At 37.5% G+C, this 19,853-nt stretch carries 21 protein-coding genes and 1 tRNA gene; 12 read left to right on the plus strand and 10 right to left on the minus strand.

Features of this window, described 5'->3' with window-relative positions; translation table 11 throughout:
* Positions 1-21 precede the first annotated feature (21 nt).
* Positions 22-267 carry a MoaD/ThiS family protein gene (locus tag G9X62_RS07080; protein WP_223130034.1) on the minus strand — a complete coding sequence of 82 codons (246 nt, stop codon included), beginning with the start codon at positions 265-267 and terminating at the stop codon, positions 22-24.
* Positions 268-304: 37 nt separating this feature from the next.
* Here G9X62_RS07080 and moaA point away from each other — a divergent pair, with 37 nt between their 5' ends.
* Both moaA and G9X62_RS07090 read left to right on the plus strand, forming a co-directional pair.
* A complete protein-coding gene (gene moaA / locus G9X62_RS07085; RefSeq protein WP_223130035.1) occupies positions 305-1,297 on the plus strand; it encodes a GTP 3',8-cyclase MoaA in 993 nt (330 codons plus the stop codon).
* 14 nt (positions 1,298-1,311) lie between these two features.
* Complete coding sequence (locus G9X62_RS07090; protein ID WP_223130036.1) at positions 1,312-2,289, plus strand: bifunctional heptose 7-phosphate kinase/heptose 1-phosphate adenyltransferase; 978 nt, start codon at positions 1,312-1,314, stop codon at positions 2,287-2,289.
* Between the two features lie 48 nt (positions 2,290-2,337).
* On the opposite strand, the gene G9X62_RS07095 is transcribed toward G9X62_RS07090, so the two are convergent.
* From G9X62_RS07095 to G9X62_RS07105, 3 genes are read right to left on the minus strand one after another with little or no spacing between them, the layout of a single operon-like run.
* The gene (locus G9X62_RS07095; RefSeq protein ID WP_223130037.1) at positions 2,338-2,724 is read right to left on the minus strand and encodes a RidA family protein; all 387 of its coding nucleotides are present in this window, start codon (positions 2,722-2,724) and stop codon (positions 2,338-2,340) included.
* Positions 2,714-3,508 carry a uroporphyrinogen-III C-methyltransferase gene (cobA, locus tag G9X62_RS07100; RefSeq protein WP_223130038.1) on the minus strand — a complete coding sequence of 265 codons (795 nt, stop codon included), beginning with the start codon at positions 3,506-3,508 and terminating at the stop codon, positions 2,714-2,716. Before cobA ends, G9X62_RS07095 begins: the two co-directional genes overlap by 11 nt.
* Positions 3,509-3,512: 4 nt before the next feature.
* The gene (locus tag G9X62_RS07105) at positions 3,513-5,588 is read right to left on the minus strand and encodes a HEPN domain-containing protein (RefSeq protein ID WP_223130039.1); all 2,076 of its coding nucleotides are present in this window, start codon (positions 5,586-5,588) and stop codon (positions 3,513-3,515) included.
* A gap of 116 nt (positions 5,589-5,704) precedes the next feature.
* Between G9X62_RS07105 and G9X62_RS07110 the strand changes: the two genes are divergently transcribed.
* The 5 genes from G9X62_RS07110 to G9X62_RS07130 all read left to right on the plus strand — a co-directional run bounded on the left by G9X62_RS07110 (position 5,705) and on the right by G9X62_RS07130 (position 8,988).
* Complete coding sequence (locus G9X62_RS07110; protein ID WP_223130040.1) at positions 5,705-7,186, plus strand: S10 family peptidase; 1,482 nt, start codon at positions 5,705-5,707, stop codon at positions 7,184-7,186.
* A gap of 32 nt (positions 7,187-7,218) precedes the next feature.
* A tRNA-Ser gene (locus G9X62_RS07115) sits at positions 7,219-7,306 on the plus strand.
* Between the two features lie 341 nt (positions 7,307-7,647).
* Positions 7,648-8,010, plus strand: coding sequence for a hypothetical protein (locus G9X62_RS07120; RefSeq protein ID WP_223130041.1), 363 nt, complete (start codon positions 7,648-7,650; stop codon positions 8,008-8,010).
* A gap of 207 nt (positions 8,011-8,217) precedes the next feature.
* Positions 8,218-8,610, plus strand: a complete 393-nt coding sequence (locus tag G9X62_RS07125) for an exodeoxyribonuclease X C-terminal domain-containing protein (RefSeq protein ID WP_223130042.1) — start codon at positions 8,218-8,220, stop codon at positions 8,608-8,610.
* Positions 8,611-8,634: 24 nt separating this feature from the next.
* The gene (locus G9X62_RS07130; RefSeq protein ID WP_223130043.1) at positions 8,635-8,988 is read left to right on the plus strand and encodes a hypothetical protein; all 354 of its coding nucleotides are present in this window, start codon (positions 8,635-8,637) and stop codon (positions 8,986-8,988) included.
* A gap of 34 nt (positions 8,989-9,022) precedes the next feature.
* On the opposite strand, the gene G9X62_RS07135 is transcribed toward G9X62_RS07130, so the two are convergent.
* From G9X62_RS07135 to G9X62_RS07145, 3 genes are read right to left on the minus strand one after another with little or no spacing between them, the layout of a single operon-like run.
* Entirely contained in the window at positions 9,023-9,568 is a 546-nt protein-coding gene (locus G9X62_RS07135) for a hypothetical protein (RefSeq protein WP_223130044.1), read from the minus strand.
* A gap of 8 nt (positions 9,569-9,576) precedes the next feature.
* Positions 9,577-10,311: a hypothetical protein gene (locus G9X62_RS07140; protein WP_223130045.1), complete on the minus strand. Its 735-nt coding sequence runs from the start codon at positions 10,309-10,311 to the stop codon at positions 9,577-9,579.
* Between the two features lie 5 nt (positions 10,312-10,316).
* A complete protein-coding gene (locus G9X62_RS07145; protein ID WP_223130046.1) occupies positions 10,317-11,702 on the minus strand; it encodes a reverse transcriptase family protein in 1,386 nt (461 codons plus the stop codon).
* 379 nt (positions 11,703-12,081) lie between these two features.
* Here G9X62_RS07145 and G9X62_RS07150 point away from each other — a divergent pair, with 379 nt between their 5' ends.
* Both G9X62_RS07150 and G9X62_RS07155 read left to right on the plus strand, forming a co-directional pair.
* On the plus strand, positions 12,082-13,071 hold the full coding sequence (locus G9X62_RS07150) for a helix-turn-helix transcriptional regulator (RefSeq protein ID WP_223130047.1): 990 nt from the start codon (positions 12,082-12,084) through the stop codon (positions 13,069-13,071).
* A 65-nt stretch (positions 13,072-13,136) separates the two neighbouring features.
* Positions 13,137-13,511 (plus strand): hypothetical protein, encoded by a 375-nt coding sequence (locus G9X62_RS07155; RefSeq protein ID WP_223130048.1) that lies wholly within the window; start codon positions 13,137-13,139, stop codon positions 13,509-13,511.
* Positions 13,512-13,756: 245 nt separating this feature from the next.
* Here G9X62_RS07155 and G9X62_RS07160 read toward each other — a convergent pair whose 3' ends face one another.
* The 3 genes from G9X62_RS07160 to G9X62_RS07170 all read right to left on the minus strand — a co-directional run bounded on the left by G9X62_RS07160 (position 13,757) and on the right by G9X62_RS07170 (position 17,893).
* Positions 13,757-16,423, minus strand: coding sequence for a sacsin N-terminal ATP-binding-like domain-containing protein (locus G9X62_RS07160; protein WP_223130049.1), 2,667 nt, complete (start codon positions 16,421-16,423; stop codon positions 13,757-13,759).
* 488 nt (positions 16,424-16,911) lie between these two features.
* Positions 16,912-17,307, minus strand: coding sequence for a DUF6717 family protein (locus G9X62_RS07165; RefSeq protein WP_223130050.1), 396 nt, complete (start codon positions 17,305-17,307; stop codon positions 16,912-16,914).
* On the minus strand, positions 17,294-17,893 hold the full coding sequence (locus tag G9X62_RS07170) for a vWA domain-containing protein (protein WP_223130051.1): 600 nt from the start codon (positions 17,891-17,893) through the stop codon (positions 17,294-17,296). The genes G9X62_RS07165 and G9X62_RS07170 overlap by 14 nt, the downstream gene beginning before the upstream one ends.
* Before the next feature lie 118 nt (positions 17,894-18,011).
* Here G9X62_RS07170 and G9X62_RS07175 point away from each other — a divergent pair, with 118 nt between their 5' ends.
* Genes G9X62_RS07175 through G9X62_RS07185 form a run of 3 tightly spaced genes read left to right on the plus strand, consistent with a single transcriptional unit; the run spans position 18,012 to position 19,848 of the window.
* Positions 18,012-18,599: an RNA polymerase sigma factor gene (locus G9X62_RS07175; protein WP_223130052.1), complete on the plus strand. Its 588-nt coding sequence runs from the start codon at positions 18,012-18,014 to the stop codon at positions 18,597-18,599.
* Positions 18,596-19,147: a hypothetical protein gene (locus G9X62_RS07180; RefSeq protein WP_223130053.1), complete on the plus strand. Its 552-nt coding sequence runs from the start codon at positions 18,596-18,598 to the stop codon at positions 19,145-19,147. Before G9X62_RS07175 ends, G9X62_RS07180 begins: the two co-directional genes overlap by 4 nt.
* The gene (locus G9X62_RS07185; protein WP_223130054.1) at positions 19,144-19,848 is read left to right on the plus strand and encodes a hypothetical protein; all 705 of its coding nucleotides are present in this window, start codon (positions 19,144-19,146) and stop codon (positions 19,846-19,848) included. The genes G9X62_RS07180 and G9X62_RS07185 overlap by 4 nt, the downstream gene beginning before the upstream one ends.
* Positions 19,849-19,853 lie beyond the last annotated feature (5 nt).

The raw sequence follows: 19,853 nt of genomic DNA on the forward strand, positions 1-19,853 counted from the left end.
ATTTAAAAACAAATATACGGATTATCCGCCACTCACGGGTGGAATTAAGGCAATTTCCATCGTTTCAGAGAGGATAAAATCAGGTTCTTGGAAGCGATGTTCCGCCGCGAGTCGCAGCGAAGGTAGATTTTCCAAAGCCGGATGCTTCGAACGCAAGGTCTGCAACATCTCCTGCACGGTTACTGAGCCCTCTTTTTCGATCGAAATGGTGGACGATTTTAATAAATCTCGGCAAATACCGAACAGCAAGATGTGGTAGGTTGACATCGTTTTTTGTACCTTTGGTAACTATTGAACAAATATATTGGATAATCCTCAGCTTTTAGATAATCACGGCCGCGAATTGACGTATTTACGTCTCGCGGTGACGGATCGTTGTAATCTGCGCTGCACCTATTGCATGCCGGCGGAGGGGATTAACTATATGCCTGAGCGCGAGTTGTTGAGCTGGGAGGAGATGTTTCGCTTAACCCGGATTTTGCACGAAATGGGGATTAAAAAGGTGCGCATCACGGGAGGAGAGCCCTTTGTTCGGAATGGTTTGCTGGATTTCTTAACGAATTTAGCGGGCTTGAAAGACCTCGAAATTTGTTTGACGACGAATGGCGTTTTCGTTGGGGATTACATAGATGCGCTAAAAAAGCTAGGTGTGCGCCACATTAATTTAAGTTTGGACTCCCTCAATCGGGATCGCTTTCAGCAGATCACGCGTCGGGATGATTTTGCCAAAGTCTATGAAAACCTCCTTCGCTTAATAGACGCCGGTTTTCAAGTCAAAATGAATGCGGTGGTGATGCAGGGCAAAAATGAAGACGATATTATTGCTTTGACGGAGTTCGCTCGTGAACATCCGGTATCGGTGAGATTCATCGAAGAAATGCCGTTTAATGGTTCCGGACTGGTAGAAGAAAAGCTATTTTGGGATCACGCCCGTATTTTAGAACGTATCCGTTCGCAATTTCCGGATCTAAAAGCGAGACCCTTTTTGTTCGGGGAAACGGCAAATACCTATGATATTCCAGGGTTCAAAGGGAATGTAGGAGTTATCGCGGCATTTACGCGGACCTTTTGTGGAAGTTGCAATCGCATTCGTTTGACTGCCAAAGGTCAAGTCAAGACTTGTCTGTACGATGATGGCGTTTTTGATATGAAGCCGTATCTTCGTAGCGAAGTGAGCGATGAGGAGGTGAAAGCACAATTTTTGAAACTATTTAAATCGCGTCCGTTGGATGGATTTGAAGCAGAAAATAAACGAAAAGGAGTCATCACCGAATCGATGACGACTATTGGAGGTTAAATATTAGCATCTTTATGAATCCATTATCTACCCTGATTGAGAAATTTTCTAGCCTACGCGTTCTCGTGATTGGCGATTTAATGGTGGATGCCTATACCTGGGGAAAGGTGAATCGCATTTCACCAGAAGCACCAGTTCCGGTAGTGAACGTGATAAAGCGTGAATCTCGCTTAGGCGGTGCTGGAAATGTAGTTTTGAACATCGCGAGCCTTGGTGCAAAACCCTATGTTTGCTCGGTTATCGGTGACGATGCCACAGGCGAAACCTTACAAGGAATTCTACAAGCAGCTGGTCTTTCTACTTCAGGGATTATCACTGAAAAAGGTCGTCCTACTACGGTTAAAGAACGTGTTATCGCCGGATCTCAACAATTGATTCGCGTGGATTCGGAAACGGAGGCACCTATTTCAGCAGCTTCGTCTAAAGCCTTATTGGAACAAGTCAAAGCTTGGTTACCAGAGGTCGATGTGATCCTTTTTGAAGATTATGACAAAGGGGTTTTGAGTGCTGAATTGATTCAAGAAATTATTACGCTGGCGAAAGCACGTCAAATTCCAACTGTCGTTGATCCGAAGAAAAAGAACTTCTTCGCATACAGCGGCGCTACTTTGTTCAAGCCTAATTTGAATGAGTTACGTGATGGTTTAGGTTTAGAGGCTGCAGCAATTGCACCCGACGCCATCGCAAAAACAGTCGCTGATTTTAAGGCAGCACAATCCTTCACGGGGTTATTTGTAACGATGTCAGAACGCGGTGTGTATATGGATTTCGCAGCAGACCAAATTCAAATCCCTGCTCACATTCGCCAAATCGCCGATGTTTCAGGAGCCGGAGATACCGTTATTTCGATTGCTGCTTGCGCGCTTGCCGCTGGTGGATCCGCCGCACAAATTGCTGAGCTTGCTAACTTAGGCGGAGGCTTAGTCTGCGAATTTTTAGGGGTTGTTCCGATTGATGTTAACCTACTGAAAAAAGAAGCTGCAAAAATATAAAAAAAGCCCCGAACGAAAATTCGGGGCTTTTTTATGCATTCAGATTTCTTATCCAACCCAAGCCGTAAACTCAATCTCCACTTTATATTGCGGAGCGATCAAGGCTGAGATTTCGTAAATTCCTGTCGTTGGTTTAACATCGCCAAAGAAATGAGCATGTGCACGAGCAATGTCTAAATTCTTTGAAATATCCGTCGTGAAAATACGGGTACGGACCACATCCTTTAACGAAGAGCCAGCCTCTTCTAAAACCACCGCGATTCGTTCGATGATGTTATAGGTTTGGGCATATAAATCGTCAGCCGTTATTTTTTCGCCATCCACCAAGGCAACTGTGCCCGAGATTTCTAACAAATTTCCTGTCTTTACCGCGCGGCAGTAGCCGAAAGTATCTTCGAAGGGAGAACCGCTGGAGATATTAATTCTATTGCTCATTTTCTTTACTGATTTTCGTGATTTTTTGCCATAATTCCGGCTTTGCGTGACGCACCACTTCGCCGATGACGATGACTGCCGGATTAGTCAAGCCCTCTTTGGAAGCCATGGAGGCTAATTCTGCTGCCGAAGATACGCCAATGCGTTGATTTTTCATCGTGCCGTTTTGAATAATAGCTGCTGAGATATCGCCTTTACCGTATTTTTGGCATATGGTAGCGATCTCCTCTAACTTATTCATTCCCATGAGAATAACCAAAGTCGCAGAAGATTGTAAGCCTAAGGCTAAGTCTGCCGTCAAAGAGCCGTCCGATTTCGTGCCCGTCATCACCCAAAAGCTTTCGTTCACTCCACGAATCGTCAACGGAATCTCAGCTGAGCCCGCCGCCGCATAAGACGACGAAATGCCCGGAATGTAATCCGTCAATAAGCCGAACCCGCGCGCGTATTCGATTTCTTCTTGGCCACGGCCAAAGACAAAGGGATCTCCACCTTTCAAGCGGACCACGTGTCCTAAAGCATAAGCTTTTTCTACGATTAATTTATTGATCGCCTCTTGGGAATGGCTTTCACCCGCACGCTTACCCACATAAATCTGCTCGCAGGTAGGGGAGCAATGTGCTAACAAGCTTTGGTTAACTAAAGCATCGTATAAAACGGCCTGCGCAGACGCAATGGCTTTAATGGCTTTCAAGGTGATCAACTCCGGATCGCCTGGGCCAGCACCCACCACCGATAATTTCGGATGGGGCTCTAAAGATCTGAAATGGCTTAAGTTCTTCATACGATTAAGAGCGGGCTACTTTGGCTGATTGTAAAAAGGCATAGGCTTGCGCTGTATAGCGAGTTGCAAACTCGGCAGATGGCTCGTTTTGGTTAATCTGCAACACTAATTCAGCGAATGAAGGTGCTTCCACGGTAAAATCGCCGGTTGCCACAAAGTTTTCATCGAACTTCGTAATCACCGAATGTTGCGTAGGAACTGAAATCGATTTATCTAATAAAAGGGCTTTTGCTGCCGAAATAAACACGCTGTAGGCGTGGTAGATCGCATCCGCATAGCGTTTGTCTTCTAGCGCAGCCGCTGTCCATTCGTATTTCTCGTCTGATTCAAATAACAAAGTCGCCACTAAGTCGATCACGACACCTGCACATTCTCCCACGCCGATTTCGGTAGCGAAGTTTTCTGAAGCGCCCCAGTCGATGAAATCATCGTCCACTAGCGTGCTTAAATCTGCTATGGGCTTCAATAAATCATAGAAATATTTCTCGCCTTGGCGATCGTAATAGCTGTGGAAATATTCTCCCGCTTGTGCGTTTTCTTCGAAGTTATTCAATAAGGTGCGCAAGACTTGTGGACCTCTTTTCGACGGAACTTTGATTACTTTGTCTGCGATTTTTCCTTCGCCATTGCCTAATGTCGCGCCGCCTAATAAGACTTGCAAGGCTGGTAAAACGCGTTTGTCCGCGGCCTTTAACGAAGATCCGTGGAAACCGATCGATGCCATACTATGTTGTCCGCAAGCGTTCATACAGCCGGAGATTTTGATCTTCATCGCACTATCGTGGATCAAAGACGGAAATTCTTCCGTGATGACCGCCTCTAATTTTGAGGTGATATTCGTCGAATCAGAGATCGCTAAATTACACGTGTCTGTTCCCGGGCAAGCCGTGATATTTGCGATGGAATTCGCTCCCGGAGCCGCTAATCCGTGTGCGTCTAATACGGAGTAGACGTAGGCCAAATTCGCCGTAGGAACATATTTTAGCATCAAACCTTGGTTGATCGTGATGCGAATATCATCGCCTATGTAACCAGTTAATGCCTCGATTAAAGAACGAGAAGTAGTACTTGAAATATTACCGTTCAGAATCCGAACATAGACCGCGTGGAATCCTTTTTGCTTTTGTTCAAAGGTATTGGTTGCTAACCAAGTGGCGTAAGCCTCTGAGTTAGGAGTTACCGTCGAAGCCACTAAAGTAGGCGGAGTAACCTCCCAAGCTGTTGCCGGTGGAATTTCGAAAGAGTGATTTTTTAACGCTTTCGATTCCGCTTTTACTAAATCCATAAAGGCCTCGAAGCCGATCTTTTGGATCAAGAATTTCATACGTGCCTTGTGGCGAGAATTGCGTTCGCCGTGGCGATCAAAAACACGCAAAATAGCTTCGATGAATGGAATAACTAGGTTTTCTGCTAGGAATTCGTGAGCTACGTGAGCCAGCATCGGTTGGGCGCCTAAACCACCACCCACGACTACTTTGAAGCCGCGTTTGCCGTCCACGATTTTGGGAATAAAACCTACATCGTGTAAATAGGCTAAAGAAGTATCTTCATCTGTGTTCGAGAAAGACATCTTAATTTTACGACCCATTTCTTGGCAGATAGGGTTGCGCAAAAAGTAACGGAAAGCTGCATCTGCGTGCGGGCTTACATCAAATAATTCTTTCGGATCAATCCCAGAAGTAGGGGAGGCCGTAATGTTACGCACCGTGTTTCCACAAGCCTCGCGCAAGGTGATATCGTCCTGCTCTAATTTTGCCCAAAGTTCTGGCGTACGGTCCAGCGACACGTAGTGAATTTGGATATCTTGACGTGTTGTTAAATGCAGGTTTCCGGTAGAGTATTCGTCTGAAATGTCTGAAATTCGCTTCCATTGGTGGAATTGAATCTTGCCATACGGCAATTTAATGCGGATCATTTGCACCCCCTGTTGGCGTTGACCGTAGACACCGCGCGCCAGGCGAAGACTTCTGAATTTTTCCTCGTGAATCTCTCCAGCCTTGAATTGAGCGATTTTTTTCGCTAAATCCAGGATGTCTTTTTCGACTACGGGGTTTTCTATTTCAGAGCGGAAACTTTGCATAATAAAATCTTGAAATGTTTATAAAGTCTATATAATATATAGATTAGGTGCAAATCTACGAAATAACCTTTTATTGCCAAAGAATTTTTATATTCGTTTTCATAAATCTTCAAACGATGAAAAAACTATTGACGATTCTTTTTTGTGCACTTACGCTTAGCTTGAACGCGCAAACAATTGCGCAAATCGGGAAAGACCCGGCTGGCGTGCAAGTCGTTAAGACGAAACACTCCATTACGATCGCCGGCAAGGTGATTAATTACACGGCGACCACCGGTTATATGCATATGAAGGCAGATACGGGTAAGGTTTTGGCCAAAATCTTCTTCACCTACTACTCCAAAGACGACGAAGAAGGCGCCAAACGCCCAGTCACTTTCACCTTCAACGGTGGCCCAGGCTCTGCCTCTTTATGGTTACACATGGGCGGCGTAGGCCCTAAACGCGTAGTCTTGAAAGACGACGGAACCGCCACTGCAGCCCCTTATTCTTACGTTCCCAATGAATTTTCTTGGTTAGACAAAACGGATTTAGTCTTCATCGACCCCGTTTCCACCGGCTATTCCCGCGCTGTGGGCGAGTCCGCAAGCAAATACCACGGTTACGTAGAGGACATCAAATCCGTAGGCGATTTCGTGCGCAACTTCTTGAGCCGCTACGATCGCTGGGCTTCTCCTAAATTCCTAGCCGGCGAAAGCTACGGAACCACGCGTGCCGCAGGATTATCGAAATTCTTGCAAGACGAACACCGCATCTATATCAATGGTGTTATTTTAATCTCGGCGGTATTAAACTTTGGCACAAACGATTACAACATCGGAAACGATCTACCTCGCGCGCTTTACATTCCATCGTACACCGCTGCCGCTTGGTATCACAAAAAATTAGCCCCAGCCTTACAAGCGAGACCTATCGCAGACGTATTGAAGGAATCCGAGCAATGGGCGATCGGACCCTATGCTACCGCATTAATCAAAGGCGGCTGGATGTCTGACGCAGAAAAATCGACTATCGCTGAAAAGATGGCCTATTATACTGGCCTTTCCAAAGAGCTTTGCCTGCAAGCCAATTTACGTCTAGAGGAAAACCGTTTCTACAAAGCCCTACGCCGTGCAGACGGACTTTCGATCGGTCGTTTAGACGCTCGTTTCACAGGTCGTAACCTAGACGACGCTGGCGAATACGTGGATTTCGATCCATCATTCACAAACATCGATGGACCTTTCACCGCCACGATTAACGATTATTTATCCAAAGAATTGAAGTTCACAGAGGAGAAAGGCTACAACGTCTTCGGCGAAGTATACCCTTGGTCCTATAAAAACGTCCAAAACAAATACTTGAACGTTGCAGAAAGTCTTCGTGATGCGATGGCCAAAAACCCGAACCTGAAAGTCTACCTCGGCTGCGGCTACTACGATTTCGCGACCCCGTACTTCACGGCGGTCTACGACATCGAGCATATGTTCTTGCGTCCCGAACAACGCTCTCGCGTAGACATTAAATACTACGAATCTGGACATATGTATTATATCCACAAACCATCCTTGATCCAATTCAAGAAGGATATCGATTCGTTTTTCGATTCGTCGAAATAATTTGCTATTTTTGCAACCCCACGGGCGCTTATAGAGGGGTGTCCGAGTGGTTTAAGGAGCACGCTTGGAAAGCGTGTGTAGGTCTCAAGCTTACCGAGGGTTCGAATCCCTTCCCCTCTACGAAGCCTCTCAGCGTTAGCTGAGGGGCTTTTTTATTTTCAATTGCGAGTCAAGCTTGCTTGGGCGAGCAAGGGAAAATGAAAAAGCTTCATCCTGAGCGCAGCGCAGGATGTCAGGCTTTGTGCTAGATGCCCTGCGGGCTGACAGCGGAATGAAATGGAGCTGTCACTCCCATTTAAATTCAATTAAGTAACTCTCAATTTTTTTTACGGTTTTATTCTTTAATATCAAAATCTCCATCTATTGATAATATTGATTCGATGTGTGCAAGTCTATTGCATATATAGTTCTGAAATTTGTATCAACAAACAAAGGCAGCAATTATGGTAATCAATACAAACATGTTAAAAAGTAGCCCTCAAGAAATTGTATTTCAAACTGAGAGCGATGGTAAATTTTTAGAATATGAATTGCATCATTCAAGACATTCCCTTCAGCGTTCAAAACAGAGAGGGATATCTAATGAGCAAATTGCTATAGTAACAGAATATGGAAGTTGTATTTATGGTCAGGGTTTGACTTACTACATACTGGGAAAAAAAGATGTTCCCGCCAATCTAAAAAAACAGGCGAGTAAGTTTGAAAATACTATAGTAATAATTGGAGCAAATGGTGACCAAATTGTTACATGTTACAGGAATCGAAATCCGTATCAATGGATTAAGCATAAGCCAAAAGAATTATCACGAAGACAAGCAGCTTAGGTATAAAATATGATAAATACGAAAAAATATAGGATTGCGAAACTAATTATGTTTTTACAATCAAATGGATGGCAGCCCGTTTCAAAACGGAGAATATGCTTGCATTTAAAAATTTCAGAAAGAACGCTCTATCGATATGTTTCATCTGAAATACTTTCTGTTCAAATTAACAATGGTTTTGTTTCTATAATAACTTCTAAATAAATTATGAAAAACTACGAATTAAATTCAATTTTTACTTTTGGTAAATATAAAGGATCGTCACTTCAGCAAGTTTATGGTCAGAATCCTAGTTATATAGAATGGTGTATTCTAAACTTAGAACACTTTAATATTGAAGAGGATGTGTTTTATGAACTTCAAAGTTTAAATTCGTCATACCAATTTTCAGATGATTCTTTGAATAAACTACAAAGTAATTGGCAAGCAGAACTAGATGAGGTTGACTTTGACGATTATGAAGAACCAGATTACGACCCTTATTCCGATTGGGAAAGAGATTCATTTGATGCATTAACTGATGGTCAATGTGGAAGCTATGATGATTTTAATGAAAATGGGGGGGATTGGGATACTATGATGGCTGGAATGGGACATTAATATTTATTCTAAATAATTTTGATTATGCTGAAATTGACAAAAAATAGTGCTTTTGATAAAAACAACGTGCCTTTTGGATTATTTTTGGAGGAAGTTGCTGGAGTAGATTGGGGTATCACTACGGAAAGAGGATTTCGGGAGTTACTAATTTTTAATAGTTTTGAGCAAGTAGTTGCAGCGATAACTGTTCCCCGGAAAATTGATGAAAACTTAAATTTGGAATTACTCAACAAAACTACTGTTATAGGTAAGCATAACGTTGATGTCGGAGGTGATATCACTTTAACTTATGTGGTGCACAAGCATAAAGAAGGAGGTTTTAGTCTTTGGGAGCAGGAGGTAATGATTTTTTCATTTGATGATCTGAAAAAGTATTAGAGAGTTAAATTTATGAACAAATTTATTTTTCAATTTAAAATTGAATTATTTCAATTTGTGAATAAATTTCATTTAATCTCTTTCTAAGCGATTCATTATTATTTTTAAGTTCAGTTCTTGTATTTTCATTTGAGTTTTGAATTTCTAAAATATTTTTTAACGCTTTATCAGAATCTGAAATTGTATTAAATTTTGTTTCATTTAATTTTTTAAAATTTCTTGTATCGGTTTCATATAATTCTATTATTCTACTGTTGTTCTTATATATCATTCGTAGTGTTTCATCTTTTTCTATAATAATATTTGAAAATTTTATTACATTTTCTTTTTGGTTAGATATGTAAATTATTTTGTTGACTTCTTTATTATTCCATTTTCCGCCAGTCCAAACTTCTTTTACAAACAAAATGTAAGAGGGGTTTCTATCTATTATTTTTTTGAATTGAATTTTCAATTGTTTGACTAAACTATTTATAGCAAAATATTCATTGTTTAATTCATCGTAAGCTAATATACTTCCAGTTTGGAGTTTTCTCGCCTTGCAGACTGTTGTTATAAACATCTTATCCGTTCCGTTCATTTGAGATTTTATTTTGAAGTCAAGAGTTGATTAACTTTTTCAGCCAAGTTCTTTACAATTGATTGTATTGAATCAAATGTTGCTTCAGCAATAAATTTGTGAAGACGAGGATTTTCATTTTCAATTTTTGAAATTCGAGTGCATCTGTGCAATCCTTCATTTCGAATTAAACGTAAACTATCTATATTAAAGCCCTGTGATCCATTTTTTGAATTATAAAAAGTCCGATTGAAAGTAAATATTTTAGTAGCAATCGAAATATCATTTATATTTCGATGGTTATCTGTTCTTTTGAAATGGGTACCTTCAATCGACTCAAAATGGTATAGTAAATCTTCGATTTTCTGATATTTTTCGAAGTAATAATAGTTTAAAAGATTTTCAATTTGGTAAAATGCATTTACACTAAAATCAAATAATCTTTTGATGTGATCTTTTTCTTTGAGATCGTATCTTACATTTTCCATTCTCAAGTTATCTAATTCGAGGCGAGTTCTAAGGAGTTTATGAGGAATAAATGAATAGTCAATACTGCATTCTGGGCTAATTTCTAATAATTCAATAACTTTATTTGTGTCTTTTTTTATGTCTACAATCAATGAACTACCACCATTTGAGGTTTCTATTGTGGTTGGATTATTAAATTTTTCGTTTAACGATCTCCTTACCCATTCATTCCCAGGTTGATTAGCGATTTCAGTAACCAATTTGATTAATGATTCAATTTGTTCTTTTGTTGCCATACTAATTATTGCGGTTGATAGAATGCCATGGCATCATTAATTCCATTATTTAAAAGTAACTCTAAAGTTTTTTCGATGTGAGCTGAACGATCTTCCGTATGTATTTTGATAGTGGGTTTTAGTGTACGAAATCGATTATTCAACTTTACGTAGGTAATGTTATTTAGACCTTTCACCATACTTAAATAGTTTAATTTCCCTTCTAGCGTATTTCGTAATTCTGCTTTTTTTATTTTCGCTGTGGTATTGAGTAGTGGGCCATTTTCATTAAGGAAAATGTTATTTGCTTTCTCGTACCCGTATCGTTCCCATAAATTCAACCACATACGCAAATCTTTGATAAAACTTTTTTGAACGTTAACTTGGCCATGAACCAAAAGTCCTGTTACTTCTTTTTTATAACCATCTTTTTGTAATCGTGTCTTTTTTTCATTAATTCTGAAACCTTGATCTAATATAATTCTATATAGCTCTTTTTTGAATTCACTGTCAACTTGAAATACATTATGAAGCGAACTAAATGTGATATCATCAGCATATCGGCTATATAGTAATCCAAATCGCTTTGCCACTCCAGCGAGACGAAGATCTAGTTTTTGGCAAACAACATTACTCAATATCGGTGAGGTAGGTGCACCTTGTGGCAGTACATTTTTCTTTATTTTTTCAACCGAACCATCTGCAAGAATACTCTCTACTTCCATTTCTGTGCAACAGATTGCCGCCAACATATTGGCTAACTCTAATCTTGCAGCTTTTGGTATTCGATTAGTCGCTTTGAAATAATTAGAATCTATATCACTGATTACAAATTTCTTGTTTGGGTGTATTTTTTTTGATTGTTCAGGATATTTAATTTTGAACTCATCTATAGCAAATGTTTCAAATACCTTTGAGGTTGCTTGATTTAAATTAAATGGGGCTTGCTGCAAACATTTCCATACGCGTGCTTGGTCGACACTTGGAAAAAAGTCTTTTAAATCAATATTTAATACATAATACGAATTAATATGTAATTGCGCATTATGTACAATTGATCTTTCTTTTGTGAATCCCATGGTTGATTTGTGTGGCTCGAAAATGCATTGGAATACGAACGCAATTGAACGCTGAACAGCTTTCAATCCTTTCTTGGGAGCATAAATTGTTCTTGTTCCTCCAGATTTTTTTGCAATGGTAAACTCTTGATATTGATGGAAAAATTTCCACTTATGATCAATCGTTCTTTTGGGGTTACAGTAAAATGTGATGTCTTTTAACTTGAAAGGAATTACTTTTTCTCCGTAAATTATGGACTTTGAGAAATTCAATAAATCGAGCAAATCTTCAGTTGTTTGCATTGCTGAAAATTTTGTTTTGATCGAATCGATTTGCTCTTTAGTAGGCTTCATAGTTGAGAATAGCCTTTGAAGTCTGCCGTGAAATTCTTTGTATATGATCTAAATATTATTTTCCCAAATAATATTAAAATAATAAAAATAATAATATTCTTAATTTTTAAATATTATATAAAAACCAAGAAACATTCATCCTGAAATATCCAGAATACCATCCGATTTGAGATTTATACAATCTCCAAATGGCGAATTTCAATTTGTTACGGCAGACATTCAAAGAACTTATTTAAATTAATTTTTTTTTGATTGCTTTCCAAATTGCTTGTGAGGCAAAAAGCATTTGTCTCTTTCGACGATGTAAAATTGCGATGTATGTGTGCAGCTTATTTGCATAGATAAAATTATTTTTTAGATTGCTGAAAATATATTGAACATGGTTAAAAATCAGTATCAACGTTATCAAGTATTAGACAAATGTTTTTCAAATCGGATTATCAAATATACTTTCAAGGATTTGGTCAAAAAGGTTAATCAAGAATTGGTTGACTTTGGCTCAATAAGTGTTCGAACAGTACGTGCTGACATTAAGTACATGGTTGAAAACTATGAAGTGGAGTTTGATGAAGATTTACAACAAGGCAAACAGTATTATTATCGATATAAGGATCTTGATTTTTCAATTAATAAGGTTTCCATCAATGATCGAGAAATTGAAAAGTTAAAGGAAACATTTCTTGTCCTTCAACGAATACAAGGTCTTGATGATTTTGGATGGGTGAAGGATGCTTTGCCCAAATTTCAAAATTTGCTTGGCGACCAAAAACCAGTAGTTGAGTTTAGTAGAAATGAACAAGATTGCAAAGTGCAAGATTTGTTTTTGAAATTATATGATGCGATTGTCAATCAAAAAGTATTGCAGGTGGAATATAAAGATTTTAAAGTGGAAGAGTCTTATACCATTCTATTCCATCCATATTATATTAAAGAATACAATCGGCGATGGTTTGTATTCGGCTTAAATCAGGAATTAGGGATCGAAACATGGAATCTTGCATTTGATCGGATTCAAGGACTTGAAGTTTTTAAATCTGGAAAATACGTTGCTTCTAATATCGAATGGCAAATGGATTATTTTGCGGATGTGATCGGTGTAACTCGGTTCGTAGATGCTGAATCTCAAATTATAAAAATAGAAACGGATTCCTTGACCTATAAATACATAGCATCCAAGCCCATGCATCCGAGTCATAAGCGGATTAAGGAAGAAGAAGGCAAGGTTATTTTTCAAATGGATGTAATTTTAAACAGAGAGTTGAAAAATCAAATTCTTTCTTTTGGTGCGAATCTGAAGGTTTTGGAGCCTATAACATTTGCTGAGGAATTAAGGCAAGAATTTCAAAAAGCGAGTTTATTGTATTTGTAACATAAAGTATGCAGATGTCTTGCATATATAGGTATTTACTTTGACCATTGAAATTAAATCAAATTATGATGACGGTAGAAGAAATGTTAATAGCAGAAAATTTGGAAATTCTTACAATTGTGGCTGGCAGATTTAGTGCTGCGGGTAACTATTTGGGAATTTGCAAAGAGAAGGAAAATGGACACGACCCTCTACATATCTACAAGGCACAAATGGCTTATTTAGACTGGACAATAGATCTAGATAATGTAGAATTGCCATTTGCCGCATTAGGTAGGTGGCAGGAAGTTGCAAATCGACCAGGTAATATACGGTTTACAGCAACCGCTATATTTAAAACTATGGGTGAATTAAATAGGATTTTGCAAATTGAAGTCAATTTGCAAAATCAGATCAATGCAATTAATAGCGGGGTCATTAATGACAAATTGAAAGACTAAAATCCCCCTTGGTTTAGAGTGTCAAAGCTTTAAATATCGGGTTAATTAGCATCTGGAATAATAATTTATAACCTACTTAAGCCTTAAAAATATTATATATAATTTGATTGCTCTTTGCAATTTTAATTAAAATTTGCTTTTCAATCACTAGATTCTGAAGGTCTTTAATTAGGCTTTCTTGCCACCATAGGAATTGATGAAATGTAACTATAATTGCTTTAGGAAAATATGTAATTGTTCTGTGTTTATTGTAGGTGGGTTTTGATTTTTTCAATCAACTGAACAAATGTCATTCCATTTGTATTTAGCTCATTTTTTGAGATGTTTAACCTAATAGCCTCTCTTAAATTTAAATACAAATTATTGTCATTTGTAATCTGATTATATTTTTCAAAATCAGCTAAACCTTTTGATAATATTTCAGTAATATTTGTTTTAGCCTTTAAATTAATTTTAATATAGTCTTCAGTTACATCTTCAATAAATAAAGGTCTTTCAATAGCAGCTAGGCAGTAATTTAAAGGACGGGAATAAGCAAATTTAGCTTGACTAGGAGCCACATGGAGTGGCCCTATTGATAATTTACTGTATGATTTTAATTCAATGTAAAATTGTTTGCCATTAATCAAATTACGGATTTCAAAATCATGAGAACCTATGCCATTGTGATCAATTTTAGTGCAATCAGTGTTTAGTCCAGAATTAATTAGAGCCTCTTTTAAGACATGTTCGACTTTTTCTCCAATTTCTAATTTGAACTTAAAATCTTCATCGTCTTTTTGTAATTGTTCAGCATATTGAATTAATATATTCAACCCACCTGGAATATTTTCGAGTATACTTGCCAAATGAACAACACCCTCAACATTGGCTGTTATCATATTTAGTTCTTCTTTTGAAATATTGGATTCTGCTAGCTTAGACAAAGAATTTAATTTTCCACTTTGTGCTATTGATAAAACTTTATCCCTATCATAATCCGGAATCGTTTCTAGAAATAATTGTGGTTTTTTTTGTGAAAACCATTTGAATAGTTCTTTAAGTTCTTTCTCATCTTTACCACAATCTGCTAACCATTTAAAAATTAACTGTAGACCTACATGGAATTTTGAACTGGTCCTCTCGTTTTCTGGAAATGCACTAAAGCAATCATCAATTGCTTTACAAAGGATACTTTCATTTTTTATTCTTTCTTTTGGTAATAAACTAATTAAACCCTCTAAAGATTTATGAAGTAAATAAGTCTTATACGATTTATCATTTATAGCATCAAATATTTCAATAAGTTTAGGTTCTAGGTCCTGATCATAAAAAATTTCATCTTTTCTAAATAGAAAATTGCCGACTTGATTTGGTATAATTGCATACTGATCTAATAAATTTTCATCTACATTTAAAACTAGGGAAATCAATGAATTCAACCATAATATTGGTTCTGCGATAGTACGACTTAAGTTTTCTAAACTGTTTAAATTATGTATTTCGGACAATAGATCTTTTAACTCATACTTTGTTTGAGCAAACACAGTAAAATCAATGTTGTTATACCAATGAGGAAAATCTATTTCTTGTGGAATATAATCTGGATTATGAATAGATGCTATTTCATAAAAGTCATTTAAATATTTGAGGCTTTTATCATCATTTGGAAAATAAGGGATTTTAACATCATCGAACTTAATTTTAATTCCACTTTTAGAAATGACAATTTTTTGTTCTAATAAAAATTCTTTCAGTGGTAATAAAATTGTAGAACTGTACCATTTTCGTTCATTTTCGTCATCTGAATTATGTCTTTGCCACTTAATTAAATTATAAAAATCAAAGTAATTTTCTTGAATCAATTTGGAAATAAGAATTTTATATGCGTCTACTGCAAAAATTAATATTTCCCTATTTGACTCTTCAACAGGAGATAGTCGAATTCCATCGCGTTCAGTTTTAGGATTAAATTTTAGACTATTAATTACAACTGAAAAGGCAAAATTTTCAGTGCCTATCATTGGTAGTGAACAGAATAATTTCGTCAATTGATTCGGGTATGGCAATATTTTTTTATCATTTACACTTACAATTACGGTAGTGTTATTTATAGATGATAATATGAATTCCTTAGTTTCAACTTCATGAATCCCGCAATTATTGACATCTGTAACAATCGAGACGTAAAATTTATCACCTGTTTTTTGGGTATATTCTCGCTTATAAAATTTTAAATGTTTTGTGTTGTGATTTAAGATGGTTACCTTTTTTATTTTGGGCATAAATGCCAATGTGTAGGGAAGTACCTCATTAACATACTCAAGGCCAGAATTAATAACTTCATCAATATTGATTCCAGGTAATGGTCTTGTAATATCATAACTGAAAATTGTATTAAAATTATTTGAATGATATACCACAAGGCTTTTTTCTTCTTTAAGCTGTTTACTTGCATTACTTAAAGAAGATTTTAATAATTCTTTGTCATTATACCCTGTTCTATCTAAATCAAATTTAAATGGCGCATATTGATTGTTAACTTTAACAATACCTTCTACAGTAATAATTGAAGACAATACATGAGTGGAAATAAAACCTGTCCCAAATTGTCCTATAGTATCTTCTGATCTCAAATCTGTGTTATCTTTGCCTGAATCTGGTGCAATTAAATTTCTTGCATCCATTGGTGAAAAAGGGAGGCCATTATGTTTAAATATAATTTTATCGGAATAGAGCTCTAAAATCACATGTACCTCCTCATTGTAATCAGAGGCATTTTGTAATAACTCCCAAAACCATCTTCTTTTTAATTTATTTGCGTCAGATGGAATATCTTTTGTCTTTTCTAAAATACGTTTTGCTGGGATATTTAGCAGTTGTTCCTCTTCTGCTTGTTGAAAAGCATTTTGAATGTTGTTATGTTCAGACATAATTAAAGTTGTTACATTTAATGAAAAGCTTAGTGAGTTCAGCATTTTTATAATCTACACTAAGTCCCCAAACTTGTACAAAATTGATATTTGGGTATTGAAAATTATTATTGCCGTTTTTGTGTTATTTACATTCGTCCAAAATAGCAAGTAGTTCGTCTTTTATCTCCTTCGGTAATTTTCTTAATAATTCTTTTTTCATATAAAATCTGTCTGAAGCTATGGAATATGTTAGAGTAGGTTGCACAGTTGTGAAAATATGTTCGTACCCGTTTAAAAGATTCCATATCTTTTCTTCTGTCTCAAGTTTTTGCTTTTCTGTCATTTTTTTGAATAATTAATTTTCATTCCCGCTACTCTTTTACCTTAAAATATTTTTTTGGAGAGATAACTCTAAATCTAGTTGTTTGGTTTATACTTAAATTACCGTTTTAAAATACAATTTAAATAATATAAATTGTGACTCGTATTTATTTAGTTAAACTTATCTAACGGTCAACCACCCTTACCCACATCTTCATCGGATACTCCCCAAACACATACTCCGTTACCGGGCACAACCACAAGGGATGCGAAAAGTTCTTCCCATCTAATTCATTGACCTCATAATACGCACCATATTCCACTGGCTCGTGCCCCATAGCATCCAATAATTCTTGATTTTTCCCCATCACTACCTTTTCCAATTTGGCATAATACCCTTCGAACTCCACTAGACTAATATCAAGTGTAATCCTATCCCCGCCTCTACTCAATAAATCCAAAAACGTATCAGCCCCATCTACCATCAATAAATTATTCTTCGTCCCTAAGCCTTGCTCTAGAAACTCAGGGAGATCGGCATACCATAAGCCGATCTCCTTTATAAAACTAATCCTCTTCATTCTTAAATATTTCTAATAAACTCTTCAACGCCATCGTCGATCTCCCAAAAGCATCCTTGTCCATATTCTTCTTTTCAAACGCAAAACTATTCTCTTCCTTAATGTTCATACTCCTTGCAATCTCCACCGCATCCAGCGTAGCCCCTAAATAAGTAAATGACCATTTACCCGTCGCCTCTTTAGCCTGAATTAAATTCTTAATCTTCTCGTGAGTATATTCTTTCGAAGCATTCTCATACCCGTCTGTTAAAATAATCATCACAGCAGAATCTTCATTTCCCATCAAACGCTGTGTATCTGCCACGCTCATCCCGATGGCATCTAATAAAGCAGTCTGACCATTCGGTCTGTACTCAAAACCATCCATCTTTGATAATTCCATGACAGATAAATTGCGGTATTTAATGTTAATATGATGGTCAAAAACAGTCAAACCCACTCGAATTTCTTGCTCGGGAAACTCATTCGCAAGTGCTAAAATTTCTTTCCGCTGATTCGCCAAACCGCTAAGTGTTTGATTGACGCAATCTGACATAGATCCGCTTTGATCTAAAATAATGTGGTAAAATGTCTTTGACTTTTTCATAAGAATTGGATTAAATTTTTTAGATGTTTTATTCGTTAATACCACAATTTTCAAAACGTCACCCAAAATTTTTTCTTGATGAAAAATAATCTAATTTCGATTCTAATACGATCCCTCAATGCCCGATAGATTACCTGAAACAGACAATGAAATTTTAGCGCTCTTCCACATAGATAGGGAAGGAGCCTGGCGAATCATTTATGAGCAATGCCATTCCAATGCGATCCGCTTTATGCGAACTCATTTTCGAGCTGGTTTCGATCTAGAAGATGTATTCCAAGATGCCTGTTTGGTCTTATTAAATCGAATGGAAAACCCTGCCTTCATTTTGACCTGTTCTATACAAACCTTTTTAAATGCGATCTGTAGGAATATTTTATTAAGACAGTACAGGCGGCAACCCATTAATACTTCGATCAGCTCAGAATTCGAACTAGACCTAGCCATTGAAGTCGAGATAGACGAGGACGAACACGCAAATCGACAAACCATCTTTTTAGAAGTGGTAGAATTAATGCGAACGCAAGCAAACCGTTGCTACGAAATTTTTCAACTCTTCTATTTCCGAGAAATAGGCATGCAACAAATCGCTGACCGCTTAGGCTACACCTCTGCAGCGAATGTTCGGAATCAAAAATACCGTTGTTTAGTCAATGCCCGCAGAGAAATAGAAAGACGTTTAAACCTTAATTCTTCTAGACGATGATATACCAAGAAATGTATGGGTATCTAACAATAGAGGACCCAAGAGAACGCGATAAAGTGTGGCAATCACTTTCGCCACAAGTACGTGACTATCTCAACGTTTTTTTAGACTTGATGAATCAAGCTCAAGAAAATGTCTATTATGAGAAATCTAAATTCTACCGATTAATCACTGAGGACGAGTTTGAAAATTTAAGACTTGTCTATCTCAAGATACAGTCGAAAGATATGGTCATCGACGCCGCTTTCGAGGAAGAATTCAAACAAGCCTTCATCACCTTTGAAAAGAAGGCTGAAATGAAGGCGAAAATGAATGAATGGCGGGCCGATATGGAGACTAATCTTATTTCAGCGCCCACCTCCGTGCAAGAAAACGTATTCTACAGTAAGCAACGTAAAATGGTGGATTCTGACGAAATGCTGTATACTGCACAACATAGTCCCCCAAAACATTCTATAATTCAAAATGAAGGTGCGGCTTTTGGTTGCATCATCGCCATCGTCGCTAGTATTTTAATCACGATCGCACTTTATTTCTTGTTAAGATGATAGACCTAACCTTCGATCGTACCATCGACCCGTTCGAATGGCTTCCAGGCTTAGACGCCGCACCAGATTTTATTCCCGATGCAGAATATACTGATCTACTCCAACGATGTGATGCGGCTTATGCTGACATTCTATCAGGAGAAGTACTGAACTATCGAATGGTAGAATTAAAAGCCGTAGTAAATCAATACACCGAGCTCTTCCATGAAGTAGAAAAAGAACTCAAATATTACGAAGGATTTGATCGATTCTTCTACCTATTCGATGCCGTCTTCACTGCTTATCTTTTCATGGACCAAGAAGGCTGGAACGCCTTCTTCGCACTAGACGATTACAGCAAGTTTGATATGAGCGAAGAACGCAATTTAACTAACTGGCTATTCTCGTATCAAGCCCTAAATGAAAAAATAGCGGAGCACCTTTTTTACAATTCTGATTGCGATTGCAACAGTCAAGAGTACTACCGCATTAGCCATTTGGGAATTCACATTCACAAAGAAGACCTCACGAAAATCTTTGAATTCTCTACGCTGTATACCGAACACTATGCTCAATTATTAAAGCAATATATGGACATCACTTGGGAGGATTTCTTCTCCTATACAGAGGAAGATCAGATGTATTACCTACGAGATAACCTGTTTTATTATATTTTAAAATCACGTAATAAGAACTGGTCGCCCATATTTGACTTATCATAACTACC

Origin of the sequence: Aquirufa lenticrescens (genome assembly GCF_019916085.1) — a bacterium.
GTDB lineage: Bacteria > Bacteroidota > Bacteroidia > Cytophagales > Spirosomataceae > Aquirufa > Aquirufa lenticrescens.